A 22,342-nucleotide genomic window follows, 5' to 3' on the forward strand; every position below is an offset into this window, starting at 1 on the left:
CTCCTTACGACCCCCTAGTCTGGAGGAATGACCGCGTCCACTCCCGCGCCCACTCCCCCGCCCACCCCGGCACCCGCCCCCGCCGCCGCCTCCGCCGCCACCTCGTCACCGACGGCCGTGCCCGCTCCCGCCACCCCCGCGGGACGCGGACCCGGCGCCCGGTTCGGCCCGGTGGCCCTGGTGATCTCGGCGGGCATCTCGGTGCAGTTCGGCGCCGCCCTCGCGGTCATGGTCATGCCGAAGGCGGGCGCGGCAGGCGTGGTCACGCTGCGCCTCGCGGCCGCCGCCCTCGTGCTGCTGCTCCTGTGCCGCCCCAAGGTGCGCGGCTACTCCCGCGCGGACTGGGGCACGGTGCTCGCCTTCGGCGTCACCCTGGCCGGGATGAACGGCCTCTTCTACCAGGCCGTGGACCGCATCCCGCTCGGCCCGGCCGTCACCCTGGAGGTCCTCGGCCCGCTCGCCCTGTCCGTCTTCGTCTCCCGCCGCCTGGTGAACCTGCTCTGGGCCGGCCTCGCCCTGGCCGGCGTGGTCCTCCTCTCCGGGCACGGCGGTGGTGGCGGTGGCGGTTTCGGCTTCGGCGCCCTCGACCCGGCGGGCGCCGCCTTCGCGCTCGGAGCGGGCGCGATGTGGGCGGCGTACATCGTCTTCAGCGCCCGTACCGGCCGCCGCTTCCCGCAGGCAGACGGCCTGGCCCTGGCGATGGCGGTGGCCGCGGTGATCTCCCTCCCGCTGGGCGTGGTCCAGGCGGGCTCGGCCCTCATCGTGCCGAGCACCCTCGCCCTGGGCGTCGGAGTGGCCGTACTGTCCTCCGTACTCCCGTACACCCTCGAACTGCTCGCCCTGCGCCGGCTTCCGGCCCCGACCTTCGCGATCCTGATGAGCCTGGAGCCGGCCATCGCGGCCACCGCCGGCTTCCTCGTCCTGAACCAGGCGCTGTCCGCCCCGGACGCCCTGGCCATCGCCCTCGTGATCGCGGCCAGCATGGGGGCGGTCCGCTCCCAGACCCGAAAGCAGCCGGCCTGACGGACGCCGGCACCTGCCGCCTGTGAGGCGGGGGCCGCCGGGGGTTCAGAAGCCGAGGGCAAGGGCGCCGATGACGGGGGCGGCGTAGAGGAGCGGGAAGGGGACGTGGGCGTAGGAGCGGGCCCGCAGGACGGTGATGACGGCGCCGGTGAAGTAGAGGATGAGGCCGATGGCGGCGGCGATGCCGATGGCCGGGACGAAGAGGCCGACGACGAGGCCTGCCGAGCCGGCGAGCTTGGCGGCGCCGAGCCGGTTCCACCAGGTGCGGGGGACGCCGTACTCGGCCAGGGGCTCGACGACGAACGTGGCGCGGAAGAAGATCGAAGCTCCGGAGAAGCCGGCCATGAAGGCGGCGATGAGGGTGACGACGGTGGCGGTGGTGGACATGGCGCGTGCTCCTGTCGGGCGGCTGGGCTGACGAGTTGCTCTTGCTTCTCTGACCCGCCGCGGACGGGGAATGTGACCGCCCGGCGAAAAAATTGTTTCTGCGTCCGGCCGGTGGCGCGACAACACCCTTGTGGTGCCCCGCGGTTGCGGTGCGGGGCGGGAACGTGCCGCCTTCCCGCCAAATCATGCAAGCATGCTTGATTGTTTTTGCGGAGGCTGCCAGTCTTCCCCTCACGCCGAGAGGGGAGCACCCCGTGCCCGATCCGTCCACCGCCGCTGCGGATGCCCTGGCTGCCGCCGCCGTCTTCGTCGATCTGCGGGAGGAGGGGCGCGAACTGGACTGCCTGGTCGCGGGATTGTCCGGCCCCGACTGGGCCCGGCCCACCCCCGCGCCCCGCTGGAGCATCGCCCACCAGATCGCCCACCTGCACTGGACCGACCGGGCCGCCCACCTCTCCCTCACCGACGCCGCCGGCTTCGGCCGCATGGTCGAGGAAGCCCTCAAGGCCCCCGACTCCTTCGTCGACGAAGGCGCCGAGGAGGGGGCGAAACTGCCGCCCGTCGAGCTGCTCGCCCGCTGGCGGGCCGGGCGAGCCGCCCTCGACGCGGCGCTCGCCGCCGCCTCGCCCGACGCCCGCTTCCCCTGGTACGGGCCGCCGATGAAGGCCGCCTCGATGGCCAGTGCCCGGCTGATGGAGACCTGGGCGCACGGCCAGGACGTCGCCGACGCGCTCGGCGTACGCCGCACGCCGACCGCGCGGCTGCGGCACGTGGCGCGCATCGGCGTACGGGCCCGCGACTACGCCTACGCCGTACGCGGGCTGCCCGCGCCGGAGGGGGAGTTCCGGGTGGAGCTCACGGCGCCCGACGGCTCGGAGAGCTGGCAGTACGGCCCGGCGCAGGCCCCGCAGCGCGTCACGGGCCCGGCGCTCGACTTCTGCCTGCTGGTGACGCAGCGCGCCCACCGCGCCGATCTCGCCCTCACCGCCACCGGCCCCGACGCCGACCGCTGGCTCGACATCGCCCAGGCCTTCGCGGGCCCGGCCGGCCCGGGCCGCGAGCCGGGGGCCGCGCGGTGACCCGCCGCCCGTTGCGCATCGGCAATGCCTCCGGCTTCTACGGGGACCGCTTCGACGCCCTGCGCGAGATGCTGACCGGCGGCCCGCTGGACGTGGTGACCGGGGACTACCTGGCCGAGCTGACCATGCTGATCCTCGGCCGCGACCGCCTGAAGAACCCGGACCTCGGCTATGCCAAGACCTTCCTGCGCCAGCTGGAGGAGGGCCTCGGGCTCGCGCACGAGCGGGGCGTACGGATCGTCGCGAACGCCGGCGGCCTGAACCCGGCGGGGCTCGCCGATGCCGTACGGGCGTTGGCGGCCAAGGCGGGCGTGCCGGTGACGGTCGCGCACGTCGAGGGCGACGACCTGATGCCGTACGAGGAGGGGGCGCTGACGGCCAACGCCTACCTCGGCGGTGCCGGGATCACCGCCTGCCTGCGGGCGGGCGCGGACGTGGTCGTGACCGGCCGGGTCACGGACGCGGCGCTGGTCAGCGGCCCGGCGGCCTGGTGGTTCGACTGGGCGCCGGACGACTACGACCGGCTGGCGGGGGCGGTGGTTGCGGGCCACGTCCTGGAGTGCGGAACGCAGGCCACCGGCGGGAACTACTCCTTCTTCACTGCGCACGACGTCCGGCGGCCGGGGTTTCCGCTGGCCGAGGTCTCGCAGGACGGCTCGGCGGTGATCACCAAGCATCCGGGCACGGGCGGGGTGGTGTCGGTGGGCACGGTGACGGCCCAACTCCTCTATGAGACCCAGGGCCTGCGCTATCTCGGCCCGGACGTGACGGCCCGGCTGGACACGGTCCGGCTGTCCGAGGAGGGAGCGGACCGCGTCCGCGTCTCGGGCGTGCGGGGCGAGGCTCCCCCGCCCTGCCTCAAGGTGGGCGTCACCCGCATCGGCGGCTGGCGCAACGAGGTGGTCTTCGTCCTGACCGGCCTGGACGTCGAGGCCAAGGCGGAGCTCGTCCGTGCGCAGCTCTCCGAGGCCCTGGAGGGCGTGGCCGACGCCGCCTGGACCTTGTCCCGAACGGACCACGAGGACGCCCCGACGGAGGAGACGGCCAGCGCCCTCCTGCGCCTGGTGGTCCGCGACCCCTCCCCGGACCGGGTGGGCCGCGTCCTGACCTCGGCGGCCATCGAACTCGCCCTGGGCAGCTACCCGGGCTTCCACGTCACCTCCCCGCCGGGCCCGGCCCAGCCGTACGGGGTCTTCACCTCAGCCCTCGTCCCGTCGGATTCGGTCCCCCACACGGCGACCCTCCCGGACGGCACCCGGGTACCGATCCCCGCTGCACGGATCCTTCCCCCCGCCCCGCCCCTTCCCGAAACCGGGGCTTGCGACCCCGGCCGCCGCCCTCGGGGCCCCGCCCCGGGCCCCCCACCGGGCTCTGCCCGGACCCGCGCCTCACACGCCGGCGGGGCTGAAACGGCACAGCCGGCCGCGCCGGCGTGTGAGGCGCTGGGGGCACCCCCAGCGGTAGCCGGGAGAGGGCCCGGGGGCGGAACCCCCGCCGGGTCCGGGGCGGAGCCCCGGGAGGACGGCCCCGCGGGGGTCACGCGCGCTCCCCTGGGGGCGGTGGCCGGGGCCCGCAGCGGCGACAAGGGCGGCGACGCCAACGTCGGGGTCTGGGTGCAGACCGACGCCGCCTGGCACTGGCTGCGCCACATCCTCACGACCGAGGCCTTCACGGCCCTGCTCCCCGAGACCGCGGCCCACGCGGTGGCCCGCCACGAGCTCCCGAACCTCCGCGCCCTCAACTTCACGATCACCGGCATCCTCGGCGACGGCGCCGCCTCAGGTCACCGCTTCGACCCCCAGGCCAAGGCCCTCGGCGAATGGCTCCGCGCCCGCCACCTCGACATACCGACCCGCCTCCTGCCGCCCGCCCCGGAGGGGAACCGCCCATGACCCGCCTCGCCACCACCGTCGACCCCCACGCCCCCGGGCACGCGCAGGCCCGTACCGCCGCCCTCGAACGCCTCGCCGCCCTCGACGCCGAGCACGCCAAGGCCCTCGCCGGCGGCGGCGAGAAGTACACCGCCCGCCACAAGGCCCGCGGCAAGCTGCTCGCCCGCGAGCGCATCGAGCTGCTCCTCGATCCGGACACGCCCTTCCTGGAGCTGTCCCCGCTCGCCGCCTGGGGCAGCGACTACCCCGTCGGCGCCTCCATGGTCACCGGCATCGGCACGGTCGAGGGCGTCGAGTGCCTGGTCACCGCCAACGACCCCACCGTCCGCGGCGGTGCCAGCAACCCCTGGACCCTGAAGAAGGCCCTGCGGGCCAACGAGATCGCCCGCCAGAACCGGCTCCCCTGCATCAGCCTCGTGGAGTCCGGCGGCGCCGACCTGCCCTCCCAGAAGGAGATCTTCATCCCGGGCGGCGCGATCTTCCGCGACATCACCCGGCTGTCGGCCGACGGGATCCCGACCATCGCCGTCGTCTTCGGCAACTCCACCGCCGGAGGCGCGTACATCCCCGGCATGTCGGACCACACCATCATGATCAAAGACCGCTCCAAGGTGTTCCTCGGCGGGCCGCCCCTGGTCAAGATGGCCACCGGCGAGGAGAGCGACGACGAGTCCCTCGGCGGAGCCGACATGCACGCCCGCACCTCCGGACTGGCGGACTACTACGCCCTCGACGAGCACGACGCGATCCGCCAGGCCCGCCGGGTGGTCGCCCGCCTGTGCCACCGCAAGCCGTACGCGGACCCGCCGAAGGCCGACGAGCCCCTGTACGACCCCGAGGAACTCCTCGGCATCGTCCCGCCCGACCTGAAGACCCCCTTCGACCCCCGCGAGGTCATCGCCCGCATCGTCGACGCCTCCGACTTCGACGAGTTCAAGCCGCTCTACGGCACCAGCCTCGTCACCGGCTGGGCCACCCTCCACGGCTACCCGGTCGGCATCCTCGCCAACGCCCAAGGGGTGCTGTTCAGCGCCGAGTCGCAGAAGGCCGCCCAGTTCATCCAGCTCGCCAACCAGCGCGACATCCCGCTCCTCTTCCTCCACAACACCACCGGCTACATGGTCGGCAAGGAGTACGAGCAGGGCGGCATCATCAAGCACGGCTCGATGATGATCAACGCGGTCGCGAACTCCCGCGTCCCGCACCTCTCCGTCCTGATCGGCGCCTCCTACGGCGCCGGCCACTACGGCATGTGCGGCCGCGCCTACGAGCCCCGCTTCCTCTTCGCCTGGCCCAGCGCCAAGTCCGCCGTCATGGGCCCGGCCCAGCTCGCCGGCGTGCTCTCGATCGTGTCCCGGCAGTCCGCCGCGGCCAAGGGGCAGCCCTACGACGAGGAGGCCGATGCCGGGATGCGCGCCTTCGTCGAGGCGCAGATCGAGTCCGAGTCCCTGCCGATGTTCCTGTCCGGGCGGCTGTACGACGACGGGGTCATCGACCCGCGCGACACCCGTACCGTCCTCGGCCTGTGCCTGTCGGCCGTCCACAACGCCCCCGTCGAGGGCGCCCGTGGCGGCTTCGGCGTCTTCCGGATGTGAGCCCGCACATGACCCTGCCCAGCACACTCCTGTCGGCCGTGCTCGTCGCCAACCGCGGCGAGATCGCCGTCCGCGTCTTCCGGACCGCCCGCGCCATGGGCCTGGACACGGTCGCCGTCCACTCCGACCCCGACGCCGACGCGCTGCACGTCCGCGAGGCCGACGCGGCCGTACGCCTGCCCGGCGCCGCCCCCGCCGACACCTACCTGCGCGGCGACCTGATCATCAAGGCCGCCCTCGCGGCCGGGGCCGACGCCGTCCACCCCGGCTACGGCTTCCTCTCCGAGAACGCCGCCTTCGCCCGCGAGGTACGCGCCGCCGGCCTCGCCTGGATCGGCCCGCCGCCCGAGGCCATCGAGGCCATGGCCTCCAAGACCCGGGCCAAGGAGCTGATGCGCGCCGCCGGGGTCCCGCTCCTCGAACCCGTCGACCCGGCCACCGCCACCGCCGCCGACCTGCCCCTCCTCCTCAAGGCCGCCGCCGGGGGAGGCGGCCGGGGCATGCGTGTGGTCCGCGAGCTCGACGGCCTCAAGGAGGCCCTCGACGCGGCCTCCGCCGAGGCCCGCTCCGCCTTCGGCGACGCAGAGGTCTTCGCCGAGCCCTACGTGGAGCGCGCCCGCCACGTCGAGGTCCAGATCCTCGCCGACGCGCACGGCACCGTATGGACGCTCGGCACCCGCGACTGCTCCCTCCAGCGGCGCCACCAGAAGGTCATCGAGGAAGCCCCCGCGCCCGGCCTCCCCGAGGCCCTGCGCACCACCCTCCACGAGGCCGCCGTCGCCGCGGCCCGCGCGGTCTCGTACGAGGGCGCGGGCACGGTCGAGTTCCTCGTCACCGCCGACGGGCGCCCGTACTTCCTGGAGATGAACACGCGCCTGCAGGTGGAACACCCCGTCACCGAAGCCGTCTTCGGCCTCGACCTCGTCGCCCTCCAGCTGCGCATCGCCGCGGGCGCCGCCCTGCCCCTGACACCCCCGCAGCCCACCGGCCACGCCGTCGAGGCCCGCCTCTACGCCGAGGACCCCGCCCAGGACTGGCGCCCCCAGACCGGCGTCCTGCACACCCTCGCCATCCCCGGCGCGGTCCGCGTGGACACCGGCTTCGCCGACGGGGACACCGTCGGCATCCACTACGACCCCATGCTCGCCAAGGTCATCGCCCACGCCCCCACCCGCGCCGAGGCCGTCCGCGTCCTCGCCCACGCCCTGTCCGGAGCCCGGATCCACGGCCTGACCACCAACCGCGAGCTGCTCGTACGCTCCCTGCGGCACCCGGAGTTCACCGCCGGGCAGCTCGACACCGGCTTCTACGAACGCCACCTCACCGCCCTCACCGCCCTCACCGCAGCCGCCCCGGACGCCACCCTGTCCGCCCTCGCCGCCGCCCTCGCCGCAGCCGCCCCGGCTCCGGACGCCCCGCTCGCCGCCCGCCTCGGCGGCTGGCGCAACGTCCGCTCCCAGCCGCACACCCGGCGCTACACCGCGGCCGGGGCCGAGTACGAGGTCCAGTACCACCCCGTGAACCACCCCGGAGTCCGGGTCCTGTCCGTCGAACCCACCCTCGTCACGCTCGAAGCCGAGGGAATCCGACGGATGTTCCACGTGAAACAAAATTCGAACAAGCCGGAGGTCTACGTCGACTCCGCGCTCGGCGCCCACACCCTCACCCCCGTCCCCCGGTTCGCGAGCCCCGCCGACAGGGCTGACCGCACCGAACCAGGCTCCCTGCTCGCCCCCATGCCCGGCACCGTCGTCCGTGTCGCCGAGGGCCTGGCCCCCGGCATTCCCGTCACCGCCGGGCAGCCCCTGCTCTGGCTGGAGGCCATGAAGATGGAACACCGCATCCTCGCGCCCGCCTCCGGCACGCTCACCGCGCTCCACGCCGCCACCGGCCAACAGGTCGAGTTCGGCGCCCTGCTCGCCGTAGTCCAGGAGGAACCGCAAGCATGAGCTCCGTCATCGAATCCCAGGAACACAAGGCGCTGCGCACGGCGGTCGCCGCCCTCGGCCAGAAGTACGGCCGCGAGTACCTCGCCCGCGTCGCCCGCGCGGGCGGCCACCCCGACGAGCTGTGGGCCGACGCCGCCCAGCTCGGCTACCTCGGGGTCAACCTGCCCGAGGAGTACGGCGGCGGAGGCGGCGGCATCACCGAACTCTCGATCGTCCTGGAGGAACTGGGCGCCGCCGGCTGCCCCCTCCTCATGATGGTCGTCTCGCCCGCCATCTGCGGCACGGTCATCGCCCGCTTCGGCACCGAGGCCCAGAAGCGGGCCTGGCTGCCCGGCCTCGCCGACGGCAGCCGCACCATGGCCTTCGGCATCACCGAACCCGACGCCGGTTCCAACTCCCACCGCATCACCACCACGGCCCGCCGTGACGGCGACGACTGGATCCTCACCGGCCGCAAGGTCTTCATCTCCGGTGTAGACATCGCCGACGCCACCCTCATCGTCGGCCGCACCGAGGACGCCCGGTCGGGGCGCCTCAAGCCGTGCCTGTTCATCGTCCCGCGGGATGCGCCGGGCTTCTCCCGCACGGTCATCGACATGGAACTCCAGGCGGCGGAGAAGCAGTTCGAACTCGTGCTGGACGAGGTGCGGCTGCCGGCGGAGGCGCTGGTCGGCGACGAGGACGCGGGGTTGCTCCAGCTCTTCGCGGGCCTCAACCCCGAGCGCATCATGACGGCCGCCTTCGCCATCGGGATGGGCCGGTACGCGCTGGCCAAGGCCGTGGACTACGCGAAGACCCGGCAGGTGTGGAAGGACCCGATCGGCGCCCACCAGGCGATCGCGCACCCGCTGGCGGCAGCCCACGTCGAGCTGGAACTGGCCGGCCTGATGATGCGGAAGGCTGCGCTGCTGTACGACTCGGGAGACGACATGGGGGCGGGCGAGGCGGCGAACATGGCCAAGTACGCGGCGGGCGAGGCCTGCGTCCGAGCGGTGGACCAGTCGGTCCACACCCTCGGCGGCAACGGCCTCACCCGCGAGTACGGGCTGGCCTCCCTGATCACCGCCTCGCGCGTGGCGCGCATCGCCCCGGTCAGCCGCGAGATGATCCTCAACTTCATCTCCCACCAAACCCTGGGCCTGCCCAAGTCCTATTAGCCGCGGCTCTGCCCCACCTGAGGCGCGGGGTCCGGGGCGGAGCCCCGGGGCGGCCGGCAGGCTGCCGGCTGGAGCCGTGCACCGCCGAGCCCCCGCCAAGCCCGGCGCAGCCGGTACCGCATAGCCTCCCTCGGGAGGACCCCCACCCCCTCCGGAGGAGACATGCCCCCCGTCGTGCACGCCGCCAAGGCGACCGGTATTGCCGGCCTCACCCTCGACTCCCCGGCCAACCGCAACGCCCTCTCCGCCGCCCTCGTCGGCGAGCTCCGCGCGGCCCTCGCCGACGCGGGGGCGGACCCGGCGGTCCGGGCCGTCGTCCTCACCCACACCGGCAGCACCTTCTGCGCCGGCGCCGACCTCACATCCCCCTGCGACCCCGCCGACTTCGTCGCCCTCCTCCGCGAGATCGCCGAGCTGACCAAGCCGGTCATCGCCCGCGTCACCGGACACGTCCGGGCCGGCGGCCTCGGGCTGCTCGGCGTCTGCGACATCGCCGCCGCCGGGCCGCAGTCCTCGTACGCCTTCACCGAGACCCACCTCGGTCTCGCCCCCGCGGTGATCTCCATGCCGCTGCTCCCGCGCCTCGACCCGCGCGCCGCCGCCCGCTACTTCCTCACTGCCGAGCGTTTCGACGCCGCCGAGGCCGCCCGCATCGGCCTGCTCACCCTGCACGCGGAGGACGTGGACGAGGCGCTGGCGCCCGTCTTCGCCGGTCTCCGGGCCGCCTCCCCCCAGGGCCTGGCCGCGACAAAGGCGCTGACCTCCGCCGCCGTACGCGAGGCCCTCGCCCGCGACGGCTCCCGCCTCACCGAGCTGTCCGCAGGACTCTTCGCCTCCGCCGAGGCCCGCGAAGGCATCACCGCCCGCTTCGAACGCCGGGAGCCGTCATGGGCACTTTGACATCCTCCCCGTCTTGAAGGACGGGGATTCCTAGCTCACTTCGCCTGACACCTAGCAGGTGGCGGGGCTTACAAGATCAGCACTAGCCGGGTTGAGACCCGCCCGGACCAGCATCACGCGTGCGGAGTTCTTGTCCCTGGGGGACACGATTCCGCACGCGGTGCAGGTATACGTTCTCTCGGAGAGGGGGAGTGCGTGCTTGGTTCTCGCTCCGCACTGTGCGCAGTCCATGGTGGTGTGCGCGGGGTGCACCAGGTGCAGGGTGCGCCCGTGCTTGCGGCCCATCTCGATCAGCGCGGCCTTCGTCGCACCGATCGCGGCGTCAGCGGCCTTACGGGCCATGGTCGACTTGGCCAGGAACTTCGGGCGGAAATCCTCGACCGCGAGGGCGTCATGGTCCCGCACGACCTTCTTGGCCCATTTGCGGCCGGTGTCCTGCCGCTGCCGGGCGATCTTCTTCGACACCTTCGCCGCCAGGGCGCGGGACTTGGCGAAGTCCCGGATGACCTGCTGCTGCGGCACCGACGCGCCCTCACGCAGCCACGCCATCGAACGGCGGGCCCCCGTCAGCAACTTGTCGAGCTGTGCCGGACCGCACGTGAACTTTTCGATGGCTCCCTTGTTCAGGCCGTGGACCTTGCGGGACATCGCCACGCACTCGTTCCACACCCACCGGCACCGCGCCCACTCCGCATCGAGGGCGGCGAGCGCCGTGGACGACACGCGCAACCGGTAGGTGTACCGGGCCTGCCCGGTTCCCTGCGCCGTCTGCGTCGGCGCCGTCATGAAGCTCAACGTACCCGCCACCACTGACAACGACAGAAAGTACCGGTCACAGCAGATGTGCAGAGAACTCCGCCGCTTCGCGGCTCCGCCCCGAGGACCCATTCCTCCCCGGCCCGAAGGCCGGGGCCTCCTGGGAGAAATCAGGTGACCGGCCCCAAGCAGGCCCGCAGCCGCGTCACCCGCCGCCACCTCTTGGAGGCGGCCGTCTCCTGCCTGGCCGAACACGGCTGGGCCGGCTCCACCGTCGCCGTGGTCGCCGAACGGGCCGGCGTGTCCCGGGGCGCGGCCCAGCACCACTTCCCCACCCGCGAGGACCTGTTCACCGCCGCCGTCGAGTACGTCGCCGAGGAACGCTCCACGGCCCTGCGCGAGCTCTTCCAGGCCGGCCCGGCCGCCCGCCCCGCCGTCGTGGAAGCGCTGGTCGACCTGTACACGGGCACCCTCTTCCGGGCCGCGCTCCAGCTCTGGGTCGCCGCCTCCAACGAGGAGCAGCTGCGCCCCCGCGTCTCCGAGCTGGAGACCCGGGTCGGCCGCGAGACCCACCGCATCGCCGTGGAACTGCTGGGCGCCGACGAGTCCGTGCCCGGCGTACGGGAGACCGTGCAGGGGCTCCTGGACATGGCCCGCGGCCTGGGCCTGGCCAATGTCCTGACCGACGACACGGCCCGCCGGGCCCGCGTCGTCGCCCAGTGGTCCCGCATCGTCGAGGCGACGCTGACCCCCTGAACGCGCGAGGGCGCCGCACCCCGGAACGACGGGATACGGCGCCCAGCAGGTGCCGGCAGCGCAGGCGGCGGGATCAGGCGGTCTCCGCGATGTCCGCGTAGCCCTCGATCTCCTGGGGGCTGCGGCGCCCCGGCCCGATGTAGCGGGCCGACGGCCGTACCAGGCGGCCGGTGCGCTTCTGCTCCAGGATGTGCGCCGACCAGCCGGCGGTACGGGCGCAGCTGAACATCGAGGTGAACATGTGCGCCGGGACCTCCGCGAAGTCCAGCATGATCGCGGCCCAGAACTCCACGTTCGTGGCGAGCACCCGGTCGGGGCGCCGCGCGTGCAGCTCCTCCAGCGCGGCCTTCTCCAGGGCGGCGGCGACCTCGTAGCGCGGCGCGTCCAGCTCCTTGGCCGTGCGCCGCAGCACGCGGGCGCGCGGGTCCTCGGCACGGTAGACGCGGTGCCCGAAGCCCATCAGCCGCTCGCCCTTGTCGAGGGCCTTCTTCACGTACGCCACGGCGTCGCCGGTGCGCTCGATCTCCTCGATCATGCCGAGCACGCGGGACGGCGCCCCGCCGTGCAGCGGCCCGGACATCGCGCCGACGGCCCCGGAGAGCGCGGCGGCCACGTCCGCCCCGGTGGAGGCGATCACCCGCGCGGTGAAGGTGGAGGCGTTCATCCCGTGTTCGGCGGCCGAGGTCCAGTACGCGTCGACGGCCTTGACGTGCTTGGGGTCCGGCTCGCCCCGCCAGCGGATCATGAACCGCTCGACGACGGACTCGGCCTTGTCGATCTCCCTCTGCGGCACCATCGGCAGGCCCTGGCCGCGGGCGGACTGGGCGACGTACGACAGCGCCATCACGGCCGCGCGCGCGAGGTCGTCGCGGGCGGTCTGGGCGTCGATGTCGAGCAGCGGTTTCAGACCCCACACGGGGGCGAGCATGGCGAGCGCCGACTGCACGTCGACGCGGATGTCACCGGAGTGGACCGGGATGGGGAACGGCTCGGCGGCCGGCAGGCCGGGGTTGAACGCACCGTCGACCAGCAGGCCCCACACGTTCCCGAAGGACACGTGACCGACGAGGTCCTCGATGTCGACCCCGCGGTAGCGGAGCGCACCGCCTTCCTTGTCGGGTTCGGCGATCTCCGTCTCGAACGCGACGACCCCTTCGAGCCCGGGTACGAAGTCGGACATCAGGCGGCTCCTCAAATAGTGCGAACACGCGCGGCTCCCGGCGTGATTCGCGGTCCGGCGCGGTCATCCCCGTTGATGCCCGGCACGGCCGATGGTCACCCGTGTGGGAACCCTCGGACCGGCCCCAAGATTTTGTCCGTTCCCGATGAACTGTGGAAGCGTGACATACGGCACACCCCCGGCGGGGTTCCTGCGGCAGGATGGCCCGCGTGACCGACCAGGACCTTGATCCCGCCACCATGCGCAAGCAGTACCGCTCGCAGATCGTCGACGAGGAGAGCCTCGCCGGGGACCCGATGCGGCAGTTCGCCCGGTGGTTCCAGCAGGCCGCCGACGCGCAGGTCTTCGAACCGAACGCGATGATCGTCTCGACGGCGACCGCCGACGGCCGCCCCAGCTCCCGCACGGTGCTGCTGAAGCAGTTCGACGAGCGCGGCTTCGTCTTCTTCACGAACTACGCGTCCCGCAAGGGCCGGGAACTCGACCAGAACCCGCACATCGCCCTGCTCTTCCCCTGGCACCCGATCGCCCGCCAGGTCGTCGTCACCGGCACGGCGGCCCGTATCGGCCGCGACGAAACGGCCGCGTACTTCCGCTCCCGCCCCCACGGCTCGCAGCTGGGCGCCTGGGCGAGCGAGCAGTCCAGCGTGATCGGCTCCCGCGCGGAACTGGACCGGCGCTACGCCGAGCTCGCCGCCCGCTACCCGGAGGGCGAACAGGTCCCGGTCCCGCCCCAGTGGGGCGGCTACCGGGTCACCCCGGAAGAGGTCGAGTTCTGGCAGGGCCACGAGAACCGCCTCCACGACCGCCTGCGCTACGTCCTGGACGCGGACAAGTGGCGCGTCGAACGCCTCTGTCCGTAGTCCTGCCCGCGGTCCGCCCGCGGCGGCTGAAAACGCCGGAAAAGCAGGCGACCCGCGGGCTCGGGTCTCTCCCCTGCAGTGGGAGAGGCCGGCCGGACGTACCGGCGAGCCCGCGGGTCGGGTGACTGCTGTGGATTGGCGCCAGGCGATCCGCCGGGCACCGCACTGGGTGCGTGCGACGACGGGCGCTTAGCCCGCAGCCACCTCACGCGTCCGGTTTCCGTACATTTCGGGAACCACCTCCCTTCTCGTGTACGTCAGAGCCTAGGCACCTGCCTGGGCCGCCACAACCATTTATTTCCGTGTGCCGAATCCACGGAAAGCGGTGTGGGCTGCGTCACGTTCCAGTTGAATGATCTGACGTGCCGCACACGCGAACACCTGCAGGGGGTGCCAGGTGAGTGCTTCCGGACGTAGCGAGACCGCCGACGATCTGCTCGCAGCGCTGCTGGACGGGATGGACGCCGCCCTGTGCGCGTTCGACTCCGACGGCGTGATCACCCACTGGAACCGCGAGGCCGAGCGGATCCTGGGCTGGTCCGCGGCCGAGGCCGTGGGGCGCAAGGGGTTCGAGGGATGGGCGGTGCGGGCCGCCGACGCGCAGGACGTGCAGGACAGGCTCATGGCCGCCCAGGACGTGCCCGGGCGGCAGGTGCACGAGTTCGCACTGCTGACCAAGGACGGCGGGCGCGTCCTCGTACGGACCCAGTCGGCCGGGGTGCCGGGGGCCGACGGGAATCCCGCCGGGGTGTACTGCGCCTTCAGCGAGGTGCACGCCCAGATCGACCTGGAGCGGTCCATCGCGCTGAGCGAGGCCCTGCTGGACGACGCCTCGTGGGGCGTCGTCCTCGTCGACGTGGACCTGCGCCCGGCCGTCGTCAACGCGCATGCGGCCCGCGCCTTCGGCTCGGGCCGCACCGCCCTCCTCGGCCGCCCGCTCGGGGAGCTGCTGACCCAGGGCGTGGAGGAGCTGGAGGGCGCCCTCCAGCACGTGCTCGCCGAGGGGGCCCCGCCGGCGCCGGTGGAGCTGTGGGTGTCGGTGCGCACGCCGGAGGGGGTGCGGCGCAGGTGCTGGCGGTGCGGGTTCCTGCGGCTGGGCTCGCCGCTCGCGGAGGAGCCGGTGCCGCTCGGGGTGGGCTGGCTGTTCCAGGACGTCACCGAGGCCCGGCAGGCCCAGCTGGACACCGCGCAGCTGCGGTTCCGCGCCCACCAGCTGCACCGCGCGGGGCGGGCCGCCGCAGAGTGCGACGACCCGGCCGAGGCGGCCGCCGTACGCCTGGAGTACGCCCTCGCCGGCTTCGCCGACCACGTGCTGCTGGACGTACTGGATCCCTCGGCCGGCCCCGAGCGGCGAAGGCTCGTACGGTCGGCCGCGTCGCCGCCGGCGCTGCCGGGGCCCGGCTCGATCCCCGTACGGTACGAGGCCGGGCACCCGGCGCTGCAGGCGCTGGACCGGATCGGCTCGGTGCGGACCAGCGCCCCGGGCGGGCAGGCGGACGGGGCATGGGCGCGGGCCCGCCAGTGGCCCGAGAGCGCGGCGCACGTCCTGTGCACGGTGCTGCGCAGCCGGGGCAGGACCGTGGGGGCGCTGACGTTCGTGCGCGGTCCCTCGCGGGCCGCCTTCGAGCGGGTGGACGCGGAGTACGCGGAGGAGGTCGCCGCCCGGGTCGCCGCCGATCTGGACCTGGCGGCGGGAGGCCTCGCCTAGTTCCGGCCCTCGCCTGATTCCGGCCCTCGCCGGTCCGGCCGCGGCCGGTCGGCGGTCAGTGGCGGAAGAAGATCCGGTCGCCGTACTCCTGCATCACGCGGCCGTTCCACTCGTGGCCGCCGTCGACGTTGCCCGAGCGCAGCAGCGGGGGCTCGACGCCCCGGGCGGCGAGCCCGCCGGCCGCCGCGGCCATGACGGCCTGCATGATCGCGCAGGTCACGACGGTGGAGGCGGGGGCGAAGGGGGAGTCGATGCCGTCGAGGCTGAGCTCGGCGTCGCCGACCGCGATCTTGCTGTCGAGGACCACGTCGCAGTGGTCCTTGAGGAAGGTGCCCGAGACGTGCCGCGACTTGGTCTGCGTCGCGTACGCCACCGAGGTCACGCCGATCACCTTGAGGCCGATCGCGCGGGCGTTCATGGCCATCTCGACCGGCAGGGCGTTGCGCCCGGAGAGGGAGATGATCACGAGGACGTCGCCGTCGGAGGCGGGGCTGCTGTCCAGGACGGCGCCGGCCAGGCCGTCGACCCGTTCCAGGGCGCTGCCCAGCGTGGCGGGCATGACGTCGATGCCGACCGTGCCCGGTACGGCGAGGAAGTTCATCAGGGCCAGTCCGCCGGCCCGGTAGACGACGTCCTGGGCGGGGAGTGAGGAGTGCCCGGCGCCGAAGGCGAAGAGCCGGTTCCCGGCCGCCACGGCGTCGGCGATGAGGGAGCCGGCCTCGGCGATGCGCGCGGCCTCCTCGTCGCGCACCCGCTCCAGCAGGCCGATGGCCGCGTCGAAGAACTGACCGGCCAGCTTGCTCTCGCTCATACGCCGATGACCCTTCCAGAGGTGGGGAGCGTCCGTGTCCGCCGCTCACCGTGCGGTCTGGACCAAGCGCGTGTCAATACGAACATCCATCCCGGCCGGGAGATGTCCGGGACTGTCCGGGACGGGCCTTGACCCACGGCACGGGACGGTTGTCGGCCCGATGCGTCAGAATTGGGGGCAGGGCCAGCGCACGCAATCCGAGGGGCACGAATGTCCGGACTGATCGATACCACGGAGATGTATCTCCGCACCATCCTCGAGCTGGAAGAGGAAGGTGTGGTCCCCATGCGCGCCCGTATCGCCGAGCGGCTCGATCAGAGCGGCCCGACGGTGAGCCAGACGGTGGCGCGCATGGAGCGGGACGGGCTGGTGGCCGTCGCCAGTGACCGTCACCTGGAGCTCACAGAGGAGGGGCGGCGCCTGGCGACGCGCGTGATGCGCAAGCACCGGCTCGCCGAGTGCCTGCTCGTCGACGTCATCGGCCTGGAGTGGGAGCAGGTGCACGCCGAGGCCTGCCGCTGGGAGCACGTGATGAGCGAAGCGGTGGAGCGGCGGGTGCTGGAGCTGCTGCGCCACCCGACCGAATCGCCGTACGGGAATCCGATCCCGGGCCTGGAGGAGCTGGGCGAGAAGGCCGAGGCGGACCCGTTCCTGGCGGACGGCATGATCAGCCTGGCCGAGCTGGACCCGGGCGCGGACGGCAAGACCGTGGTCGTGCGCCGGATCGGGGAGCCGATCCAGACGGACGCCCAGCTGATGTACACGCTGCGCCGCGCGGGCGTGCAGCCCGGCTCGGTGGTGAGCGTGACGGAGTCCCCGGGCGGGGTGCTCGTCGGCTCCGGTGGTGAGGCCGCCGAGCTGGAGGCGGAGATCGCGTCGCACGTGTTCGTGGCCAAGCGCTGATTCGGCTCGGCCCGGCTCCGGACCCGGACCGGATTCGGAGCCGCACCCGGACCCGGATTCGGACCGGGATTCGGGTCCGGATTCGGATCCGGCTGACAGGGCTTCGCGGACGCGGCATCGTTGAGGCGGACCCATCGACGCGGATGCGTCGACGCCGATCCGTTCATGCGGATGCGTTGACGCGGATTCGTCCGGAACGCCACCTGTACGCCAGCTGTACGGCTCAGGATGTGGACGGTCCCGGCGCCTCGCGGCGCCGGGACCTTTCCTCCCCTGGTGACCTGGAGCCCCGAGCTCTCAAGGTCATCCCCTTCGGACCGTCTTCCCCGAGCGGCCCGCCTCCCTGTTGAAAGGATCTCCATCGGCAGCGGCAGCCAATCCTTGAGGAAGGTCACTCGAAAGAGCGGTGTTGAAGGCGGGAAGCCCGTTTTCGAATACGGGTTCGATAGTCTGGCCGGGAGTGAAGGGGGTGCATCCTCGGTGGTACAGCGCATCGATGTGACCGCGGCCGACGGCGTGCGTCTGGCCGTCTGGGAGTTCCGCGAACCGGCAGCCGAGGCGTCCGCCGGCCCCGCAGCCGGGCAAGCGGTGGAAGCCGGGCAAGCCGGGGAAGCGGTGGCCGGGCAGGAATCCCGCCCCGCCGTGCTGTTACTCCACGGCCTGATGGGCCGGGCCTTCCACTGGGCCGGCACCGCCCGCTGGCTCGGCGAGCACCGCCGCGTCGTGGCCCTGGACCAGCGCGGCCACGGCCAGAGCGACCGCCCGCCGCCCGACCGGGACATCGCGTCCGCCCTCGGCCGCGAGGCCTTCGTGGCCGATGCCGAGACCGTCATCGAGCAGCTCGGGCTCGCCCCGGTGACCCTGATCGGCCACTCCATGGGCGCCCTCACCGCCTGGCAGCTCGCCGCCCGCCGCCCGGACCTCGTCGAAGCCCTGGTCATCTGCGACATGCGCGCCTCGGCGCTCGGCGACGCCTCGCAGCAGGACTGGGAGGACTGGTTCCGCCACTGGCCGCTGCCCTTCCCCACCCAGGACGCCGCCCGCCGCTGGTTCGGCGAGGACGACCCCCGGGTGGAGCGCCCTGACCCCGGCCGCGGTGCCTTCTTCGCGGAGGTCATGCACGAGGCCCCGGACGGCTGGCGCCCCCTCTTCTCCCGCCGCCAGATGCTGACGGCCCGCGAGACCTGGGTCCACGACGCGCACTGGGAGGAGCTGGCCCAGGTCCGCTGCCCCACCCTCGTAGTCCGCGGCCTGGACGGCGAGTTGGGCCGCGCCGAAGCCCAGGAGATGGTCCGCGTTCTCCCGGCCGGCCAGTACGCCGAGATCCCCGACGCGGGCCACTACCTCCACTACGACCACCCGACGGCCTGGCGCGCTGCCCTGGAACCGTTCCTGGACGGCATCAAGGCCGCCGCGCCGTGACGACCCGGCGGCCGCCCACCCGCAGCACCCGAGCCCGCGTGCCGACGGTACGGTAGGGAGGGCTGATCGGAGGCGCAGAGGTGAATGCAGAACGGTCCGGCGCAACCGGTGTACCGGATGAAGCGGCCCGTCCCGCAGAGCGTGCCAGGAAGATCGCCGACAGGCTGGGTGAGCTCATCGCCCGGGAGACGGCCAAGGCGGGTGGGCGGGCCCCGACGTACCGCGAGCTCGCCGACCGCATCAACCGGCTGGCGGGCCGGGACGTCATCTCCAAGGACACGATCCGCAACCTCCAGCACGGCGTGAACCAGAAGGGACAGGTCCCCAACCCCACGGTGGACACCCTTGACTGGCTGGGCCGGGGTTTCGGGATCCAGGCGGGAGCGAGCTACTTCCTGGACGACTCCAAGGCGGCCGTCGTGGACGAGCAACTCGACCGGCTGGAGAAGATCGGCGACTTGCGGCAGGCTCTGGGCAACTCCGAGGTGGTCAGCCTGGTGCAGCGGGCATCCGGCCTCTCGGACGGCAGCTTGCACATGCTGGTCGCCCTCGCCGACAAGCTCAAGCAACTGGAGCAGGGCGCCGCCGAGCGGGGTTCGGACAACACCTGATACTGCAGGTGGTATCCGTCGCCTCGGAAGGAACGTTTCTCCGCCATGCCGCTTCCCCGGGGCCTGCGCAAGCGCTGCGAGGGCATTCTCGCGGGCCTGGATCTCCCGCACCCGTTCACCGTCGACGGCTTCCGGGCCTCGCTGGAGCAACAGCGCGGGCGCCCGATCGCCATGGAGCCGCTCCCGGAACTGGGGCGGGATGCACCGTGTGGCCTGTGGATCGCGCTGCCGAGCATCGATGTCGTCTTCTACGAGCAGCACACCAGCCCGGCCCACCAGGACCTCATCAAGCTCCATGAACTCGGCCATGTCGTGTGCGGTCACACCGGCGTCTTCGAACTGTCCCATCTGACCGCGCTGCTACCCGATCTGACGCCGGAGATGGTCACGCAGGCCATGGGTGCCGGGCGGACCAGCTACGACACCGTCGAGGAACAGGAGGCCGAGATGATCGCCCTGCTGCTCGCGGATCTCGGTGGGGCGGATCCCGTGACCGACCCCGCCGCCGGCCGCCTGGCCGAGAGCCTGCTGCACCCCGTACGTTCCCGCCGATGGAGGAAGCGCTGATGCGCCCGCTGTTCGAATGGCTGATGCCGGTCCTCGCCTGGAGTGTCGTGATCTGGAGGGCACCTTCGGCATTCACCACGCGGGCGAACCGCGCCCTGTGGGCCACCTTCGTGGCCGCCGCCGTGGGGCTGTCCACGCGCCCACCCTGGATCGCACGCGTCCTGGAGACGATCACGGGAATCGGCGACGTGACGCTGCTGATCAAGCACCTCGCCGGCGTCGTTGCGGCTTCGTTCCTGCTCGACTACGTCCACGCCATCCACCGGCGACCCCATCAGGCGCGCGCCTCACGTCTGCGGCTCATGTTCACCGGCGCCGCGATGGTCGTCCTGACCCTGCTCTTCATCTTCGTCCTCCCGCACGACTTCACCGGCGCCTACGGCATCGACGCCCACTACGGCCATCCCGGCGTCCAGCTCTACCTGGCCGTCTTCTACGCCGTGTACGCGGTCTCCACCTTGCAGGCGACCGTCCTCTTCTGGTCGAACCGCGGCAACGTGCCGCCGGGAGCGCTGCGGGCCGGTGTCACCTGCCTGGCCGCCGCCACGGCCAACGGCCTTCTCTACACGCTGTACCGGATCTACTTCGTCCTGCGGGAAGGCGACTCCACGACGTTCGATGCCGAGGGCAATCCCGTGCCCCTCACGGACCCCATCTGCGAACTGCTTCCGGCTGTCTCGGTCGTCCTGCTCGTCCTGGGTGTCTCCATACCGCCGACCCGCGCCCTTCTCCGCTACTTCCGCGACCAGTACGCCCTGTGGCGGCTCCACCCCCTGTGGGCGGACCTCGTCACGGCGGTACCGCATGTGGTCCTGGGCAGTCCCAGCAGCCGCGTCCGCGACCTGTTCACTCCTGGCGACCGTTCCCTCGACGTCGCCCACCGCGCCTTCGCCATTCGCGACGCCGCGCTCGCCCTGCGGGACGACACGCCCAGCGCGCCCCCGGCTTCGAGCGGGCCGGACACCGGCACTGACGAGGATCCGGCGAGGACCGAAGCGCAGTGGCTTCGCGCCGCCGTACAGCAGCGGGCGCAGAACCTCCCGGCGCCCGCGCTCCCCGCCACCCTCCACCGAACCACCGGCGGCCGCACCCCGCGCGAGGAAATCGCCTGGCTCCTCAGGGTCGCGGCCGCCTACCAGCCCGTGGGGGTCGCCGGAACAGCCCGGCCACACCAACCGTCGACGCGGTAGGTGCGACCGGGCTGTCCTTCACGGACTCCGTTACTTGGTGACGGTGGCGGTGATGGCGGTGGCGCCGGTGGTGTTGCCGGGGATTTCGGCCCAGTCGGTGGTCCACTGGCCGGTGGTGTAGTCGGCGTCCTTGGTGTAGACGCGGCCGGTGGAGCCGAGGGCGTAGACGTGCATGGTGTTGCCGGTGACGGTGCTGGTGAGCTTCTTGAGGCCGGTGCCGCCGAGGGATGCCCAGGTGCCGGTCCACTGGCCGGCGGTGTAGTCGCCGTCGGTGGTCCACATGGCGCCGTCGGCGCCGACGATTTCGAGGTGGACCTTGGTGCCGGTGGCGGAGGCGGTGATGGCGGTGGCGCCGGTGGTGTTGCCGGGGATTTCGGCCCAGTCGGTGGTCCACTGGCCGGTGGTGTAGTCGGCGTCCTTGGTGTAGACGCGGCCGGTGGAGCCGAGGGCGTAGAGGTGCATGGTGTTGCCGGTGACGGTGCTGGTGAGGGCCTTGAGGCCGGTGCCGCCGAGGGATGCCCAGCTTCCGGTCCATTCGCCGGCTTCGTAGTTGCCGTCGGTGGTCCACATGGCGCCGTTGGAGCCGATGGCGCTCAGGTGGACGGTGGTGCCGGTGGCGGAGGCGGTGATGGCGGTGGCGCCGGTGATGGATCCGGGGATTTCGGCCCAGCTGCCGCTCCACTGGCCGGTGGTGTAGTCGGCGTCTCGGGTGTAGACGCGGCCGGTGGAGCCGATGGCGTAGACGTGCATGGTGTTGCCGGTGAGGGTGCTGGTGAGGTCCTTCAGGCCGGTGCCGCCGAGGGATGCCCAGCTGCCGGACCACTGGCCGGCGCTGTAGTCGCCGTCGGTGGTCCACATCGCGCCGTCGGAACCGACCACCTCCACATGCGCCTTCGACGCGGACACCACTCTGGTGAGGGCGTCGAGGATGCGCTGCGCGTCGGCGGCTTCGGGCTCGTAGCGGTCGGGGTAGGCCGAGACCTGGACCTTCTGGCAGACGACGCCTATCTGCTGGGTCTGCCAGGAGTTGTTGGGGTAGAGCTTGAGCATCGCGTCGAGGAAGGCATTGGTGGAGTAGGCGGGGTCGAGCCGTTCCTCGAAGCTGCCCCACCAGTCCTGCTGCTGGAACAGGCCGACGCTGGTGTGGTCCACCATGTTCGGATTGTTCTCCAGCACGGATTCGGTGATGGCCGTCGTGATGGCGATGACGGCGGCACGGTCCGGCAGGCCACGGGCACGAGTGGCATCGGCTATCGCCCGCGCACAGGAGAGACGGTAGGCGGTCATCGCGCCGCGCAGTTTGCCCGTCAGGACCTTGTTGAGGTCGGCCGCGGTCGTACTGTCGCTCGCGGCGATGGTCCCGCAGGACCGGTTGGCGAGCGCCGCGTGCGCGGGCCCGGCGGCGAGGACCATCGGCGTCGTGAGAGCGACCGCCATGACAGCTGCGGGGAGGATGCGCCGGATGTTCTTGTTCATCAGGGGTTCGTCTTCCTGGGCGAAGTGACGGCATGACGGGGCGGTGGGCGCGAGACCGGCTTCTTGGCGGCGGGACTCACGTGCGGTGACCGCCCGGGGGCATGCCGTCCGGGTTCG

Annotated in this window: 20 protein-coding genes; 15 read left to right on the top strand and 5 right to left on the bottom strand. The window is 72.6% G+C overall.

Features of this window, described 5'->3' with window-relative positions; translation table 11 throughout:
• The first annotated feature begins 27 nt into the window (after positions 1-27).
• The gene (locus J7E94_RS05430) at positions 28-1,023 is read left to right on the top strand and encodes a DMT family transporter (RefSeq protein WP_215012810.1); all 996 of its coding nucleotides are present in this window, start codon (positions 28-30) and stop codon (positions 1,021-1,023) included.
• Between the two features lie 45 nt (positions 1,024-1,068).
• Here J7E94_RS05430 and J7E94_RS05435 read toward each other — a convergent pair whose 3' ends face one another.
• Positions 1,069-1,410 (bottom strand): DoxX family protein, encoded by a 342-nt coding sequence (locus J7E94_RS05435; RefSeq protein WP_215012811.1) that lies wholly within the window; start codon positions 1,408-1,410, stop codon positions 1,069-1,071.
• Positions 1,411-1,664: 254 nt separating this feature from the next.
• Between J7E94_RS05435 and J7E94_RS05440 the strand changes: the two genes are divergently transcribed.
• The 6 genes from J7E94_RS05440 to J7E94_RS05465 all read left to right on the top strand — a co-directional run bounded on the left by J7E94_RS05440 (position 1,665) and on the right by J7E94_RS05465 (position 9,982).
• Complete coding sequence (locus J7E94_RS05440; protein WP_308344588.1) at positions 1,665-2,489, top strand: TIGR03084 family metal-binding protein; 825 nt, start codon at positions 1,665-1,667, stop codon at positions 2,487-2,489.
• A gap of 68 nt (positions 2,490-2,557) precedes the next feature.
• Positions 2,558-4,381 carry an acyclic terpene utilization AtuA family protein gene (locus J7E94_RS05445; RefSeq protein WP_251056184.1) on the top strand — a complete coding sequence of 608 codons (1,824 nt, stop codon included), beginning with the start codon at positions 2,558-2,560 and terminating at the stop codon, positions 4,379-4,381.
• On the top strand, positions 4,378-5,976 hold the full coding sequence (locus J7E94_RS05450; protein ID WP_215012813.1) for an acyl-CoA carboxylase subunit beta: 1,599 nt from the start codon (positions 4,378-4,380) through the stop codon (positions 5,974-5,976). Before J7E94_RS05445 ends, J7E94_RS05450 begins: the two co-directional genes overlap by 4 nt.
• A gap of 8 nt (positions 5,977-5,984) precedes the next feature.
• Positions 5,985-7,925: a biotin carboxylase N-terminal domain-containing protein gene (locus J7E94_RS05455; RefSeq protein WP_215012814.1), complete on the top strand. Its 1,941-nt coding sequence runs from the start codon at positions 5,985-5,987 to the stop codon at positions 7,923-7,925.
• A complete protein-coding gene (locus tag J7E94_RS05460) occupies positions 7,922-9,082 on the top strand; it encodes an acyl-CoA dehydrogenase family protein (protein WP_215012815.1) in 1,161 nt (386 codons plus the stop codon). Before J7E94_RS05455 ends, J7E94_RS05460 begins: the two co-directional genes overlap by 4 nt.
• A 162-nt stretch (positions 9,083-9,244) precedes the next feature.
• Entirely contained in the window at positions 9,245-9,982 is a 738-nt protein-coding gene (locus tag J7E94_RS05465) for an enoyl-CoA hydratase family protein (RefSeq protein ID WP_215012816.1), read from the top strand.
• 51 nt (positions 9,983-10,033) lie between these two features.
• Here J7E94_RS05465 and J7E94_RS05470 read toward each other — a convergent pair whose 3' ends face one another.
• On the bottom strand, positions 10,034-10,768 hold the full coding sequence (locus J7E94_RS05470; RefSeq protein ID WP_215012818.1) for a zinc ribbon domain-containing protein: 735 nt from the start codon (positions 10,766-10,768) through the stop codon (positions 10,034-10,036).
• A gap of 144 nt (positions 10,769-10,912) precedes the next feature.
• Between J7E94_RS05470 and J7E94_RS05475 the strand changes: the two genes are divergently transcribed.
• Positions 10,913-11,494, top strand: a complete 582-nt coding sequence (locus J7E94_RS05475) for a TetR/AcrR family transcriptional regulator (protein ID WP_215012820.1) — start codon at positions 10,913-10,915, stop codon at positions 11,492-11,494.
• Between the two features lie 73 nt (positions 11,495-11,567).
• Here J7E94_RS05475 and J7E94_RS05480 read toward each other — a convergent pair whose 3' ends face one another.
• On the bottom strand, positions 11,568-12,674 hold the full coding sequence (locus tag J7E94_RS05480; RefSeq protein ID WP_215012822.1) for a citrate synthase 2: 1,107 nt from the start codon (positions 12,672-12,674) through the stop codon (positions 11,568-11,570).
• A 200-nt stretch (positions 12,675-12,874) separates the two neighbouring features.
• On the opposite strand from J7E94_RS05480, the gene pdxH reads away from it, so the two are divergent.
• Positions 12,875-13,537, top strand: coding sequence for a pyridoxamine 5'-phosphate oxidase (pdxH, locus tag J7E94_RS05485; RefSeq protein ID WP_215012824.1), 663 nt, complete (start codon positions 12,875-12,877; stop codon positions 13,535-13,537).
• Between the two features lie 397 nt (positions 13,538-13,934).
• The gene (locus J7E94_RS05490) at positions 13,935-15,245 is read left to right on the top strand and encodes a PAS domain-containing protein (protein WP_215012825.1); all 1,311 of its coding nucleotides are present in this window, start codon (positions 13,935-13,937) and stop codon (positions 15,243-15,245) included.
• A gap of 55 nt (positions 15,246-15,300) precedes the next feature.
• Here J7E94_RS05490 and J7E94_RS05495 read toward each other — a convergent pair whose 3' ends face one another.
• Positions 15,301-16,056, bottom strand: a complete 756-nt coding sequence (locus J7E94_RS05495) for an SIS domain-containing protein (RefSeq protein WP_215012826.1) — start codon at positions 16,054-16,056, stop codon at positions 15,301-15,303.
• Between the two features lie 210 nt (positions 16,057-16,266).
• Between J7E94_RS05495 and J7E94_RS05500 the strand changes: the two genes are divergently transcribed.
• From J7E94_RS05500 to J7E94_RS05520, 5 genes are all read left to right on the top strand, one after another.
• Positions 16,267-16,959 (top strand): metal-dependent transcriptional regulator, encoded by a 693-nt coding sequence (locus J7E94_RS05500; RefSeq protein WP_215012827.1) that lies wholly within the window; start codon positions 16,267-16,269, stop codon positions 16,957-16,959.
• A 480-nt stretch (positions 16,960-17,439) separates the two neighbouring features.
• Complete coding sequence (locus J7E94_RS05505; protein ID WP_215012828.1) at positions 17,440-18,381, top strand: alpha/beta fold hydrolase; 942 nt, start codon at positions 17,440-17,442, stop codon at positions 18,379-18,381.
• 80 nt (positions 18,382-18,461) lie between these two features.
• Complete coding sequence (locus J7E94_RS05510) at positions 18,462-18,992, top strand: hypothetical protein (protein WP_215012829.1); 531 nt, start codon at positions 18,462-18,464, stop codon at positions 18,990-18,992.
• 45 nt (positions 18,993-19,037) lie between these two features.
• On the top strand, positions 19,038-19,559 hold the full coding sequence (locus J7E94_RS05515) for a regulator component (RefSeq protein WP_215012830.1): 522 nt from the start codon (positions 19,038-19,040) through the stop codon (positions 19,557-19,559).
• The gene (locus tag J7E94_RS05520; protein ID WP_215012832.1) at positions 19,544-20,749 is read left to right on the top strand and encodes an MAB_1171c family putative transporter; all 1,206 of its coding nucleotides are present in this window, start codon (positions 19,544-19,546) and stop codon (positions 20,747-20,749) included. Before J7E94_RS05515 ends, J7E94_RS05520 begins: the two co-directional genes overlap by 16 nt.
• A 30-nt stretch (positions 20,750-20,779) precedes the next feature.
• Here the strand turns inward: J7E94_RS05520 and J7E94_RS05525 are convergent, their stop codons facing one another.
• Positions 20,780-22,225, bottom strand: coding sequence for a hypothetical protein (locus J7E94_RS05525; RefSeq protein WP_215012834.1), 1,446 nt, complete (start codon positions 22,223-22,225; stop codon positions 20,780-20,782).
• Positions 22,226-22,342 lie beyond the last annotated feature (117 nt).

The organism is Streptomyces sp. ISL-94 (assembly GCF_018614075.1).
GTDB lineage: Bacteria > Actinomycetota > Actinomycetes > Streptomycetales > Streptomycetaceae > Streptomyces.

What these genes read in the sequence shown, in the direction of transcription:
- J7E94_RS05430 (WP_215012810.1), top strand. Translation starts at nt 28, where the DNA reads ATGACCGCGTCCACTCCCGCGCCCACTCCCCCGCCCACCCCGGCACCC.
- J7E94_RS05435 (WP_215012811.1), bottom strand. Translation starts at nt 1,410, where the DNA reads ATGTCCACCACCGCCACCGTCGTCACCCTCATCGCCGCCTTCATGGCC.
- J7E94_RS05445 (WP_251056184.1), top strand. Translation starts at nt 2,558, where the DNA reads ATGCTGACCGGCGGCCCGCTGGACGTGGTGACCGGGGACTACCTGGCC.
- J7E94_RS05450 (WP_215012813.1), top strand. Translation starts at nt 4,378, where the DNA reads ATGACCCGCCTCGCCACCACCGTCGACCCCCACGCCCCCGGGCACGCG.
- J7E94_RS05455 (WP_215012814.1), top strand. Translation starts at nt 5,985, where the DNA reads ATGACCCTGCCCAGCACACTCCTGTCGGCCGTGCTCGTCGCCAACCGC.
- J7E94_RS05460 (WP_215012815.1), top strand. Translation starts at nt 7,922, where the DNA reads ATGAGCTCCGTCATCGAATCCCAGGAACACAAGGCGCTGCGCACGGCG.
- J7E94_RS05465 (WP_215012816.1), top strand. Translation starts at nt 9,245, where the DNA reads ATGCCCCCCGTCGTGCACGCCGCCAAGGCGACCGGTATTGCCGGCCTC.
- J7E94_RS05470 (WP_215012818.1), bottom strand. Translation starts at nt 10,768, where the DNA reads ATGACGGCGCCGACGCAGACGGCGCAGGGAACCGGGCAGGCCCGGTAC.
- J7E94_RS05480 (WP_215012822.1), bottom strand. Translation starts at nt 12,674, where the DNA reads ATGTCCGACTTCGTACCCGGGCTCGAAGGGGTCGTCGCGTTCGAGACG.
- pdxH (WP_215012824.1), top strand. Translation starts at nt 12,875, where the DNA reads ATGGCCCGCGTGACCGACCAGGACCTTGATCCCGCCACCATGCGCAAG.
- J7E94_RS05495 (WP_215012826.1), bottom strand. Translation starts at nt 16,056, where the DNA reads ATGAGCGAGAGCAAGCTGGCCGGTCAGTTCTTCGACGCGGCCATCGGC.
- J7E94_RS05500 (WP_215012827.1), top strand. Translation starts at nt 16,267, where the DNA reads ATGTCCGGACTGATCGATACCACGGAGATGTATCTCCGCACCATCCTC.
- J7E94_RS05515 (WP_215012830.1), top strand. Translation starts at nt 19,038, where the DNA reads ATGCCGCTTCCCCGGGGCCTGCGCAAGCGCTGCGAGGGCATTCTCGCG.
- J7E94_RS05520 (WP_215012832.1), top strand. Translation starts at nt 19,544, where the DNA reads ATGGAGGAAGCGCTGATGCGCCCGCTGTTCGAATGGCTGATGCCGGTC.
- J7E94_RS05525 (WP_215012834.1), bottom strand. Translation starts at nt 22,225, where the DNA reads ATGAACAAGAACATCCGGCGCATCCTCCCCGCAGCTGTCATGGCGGTC.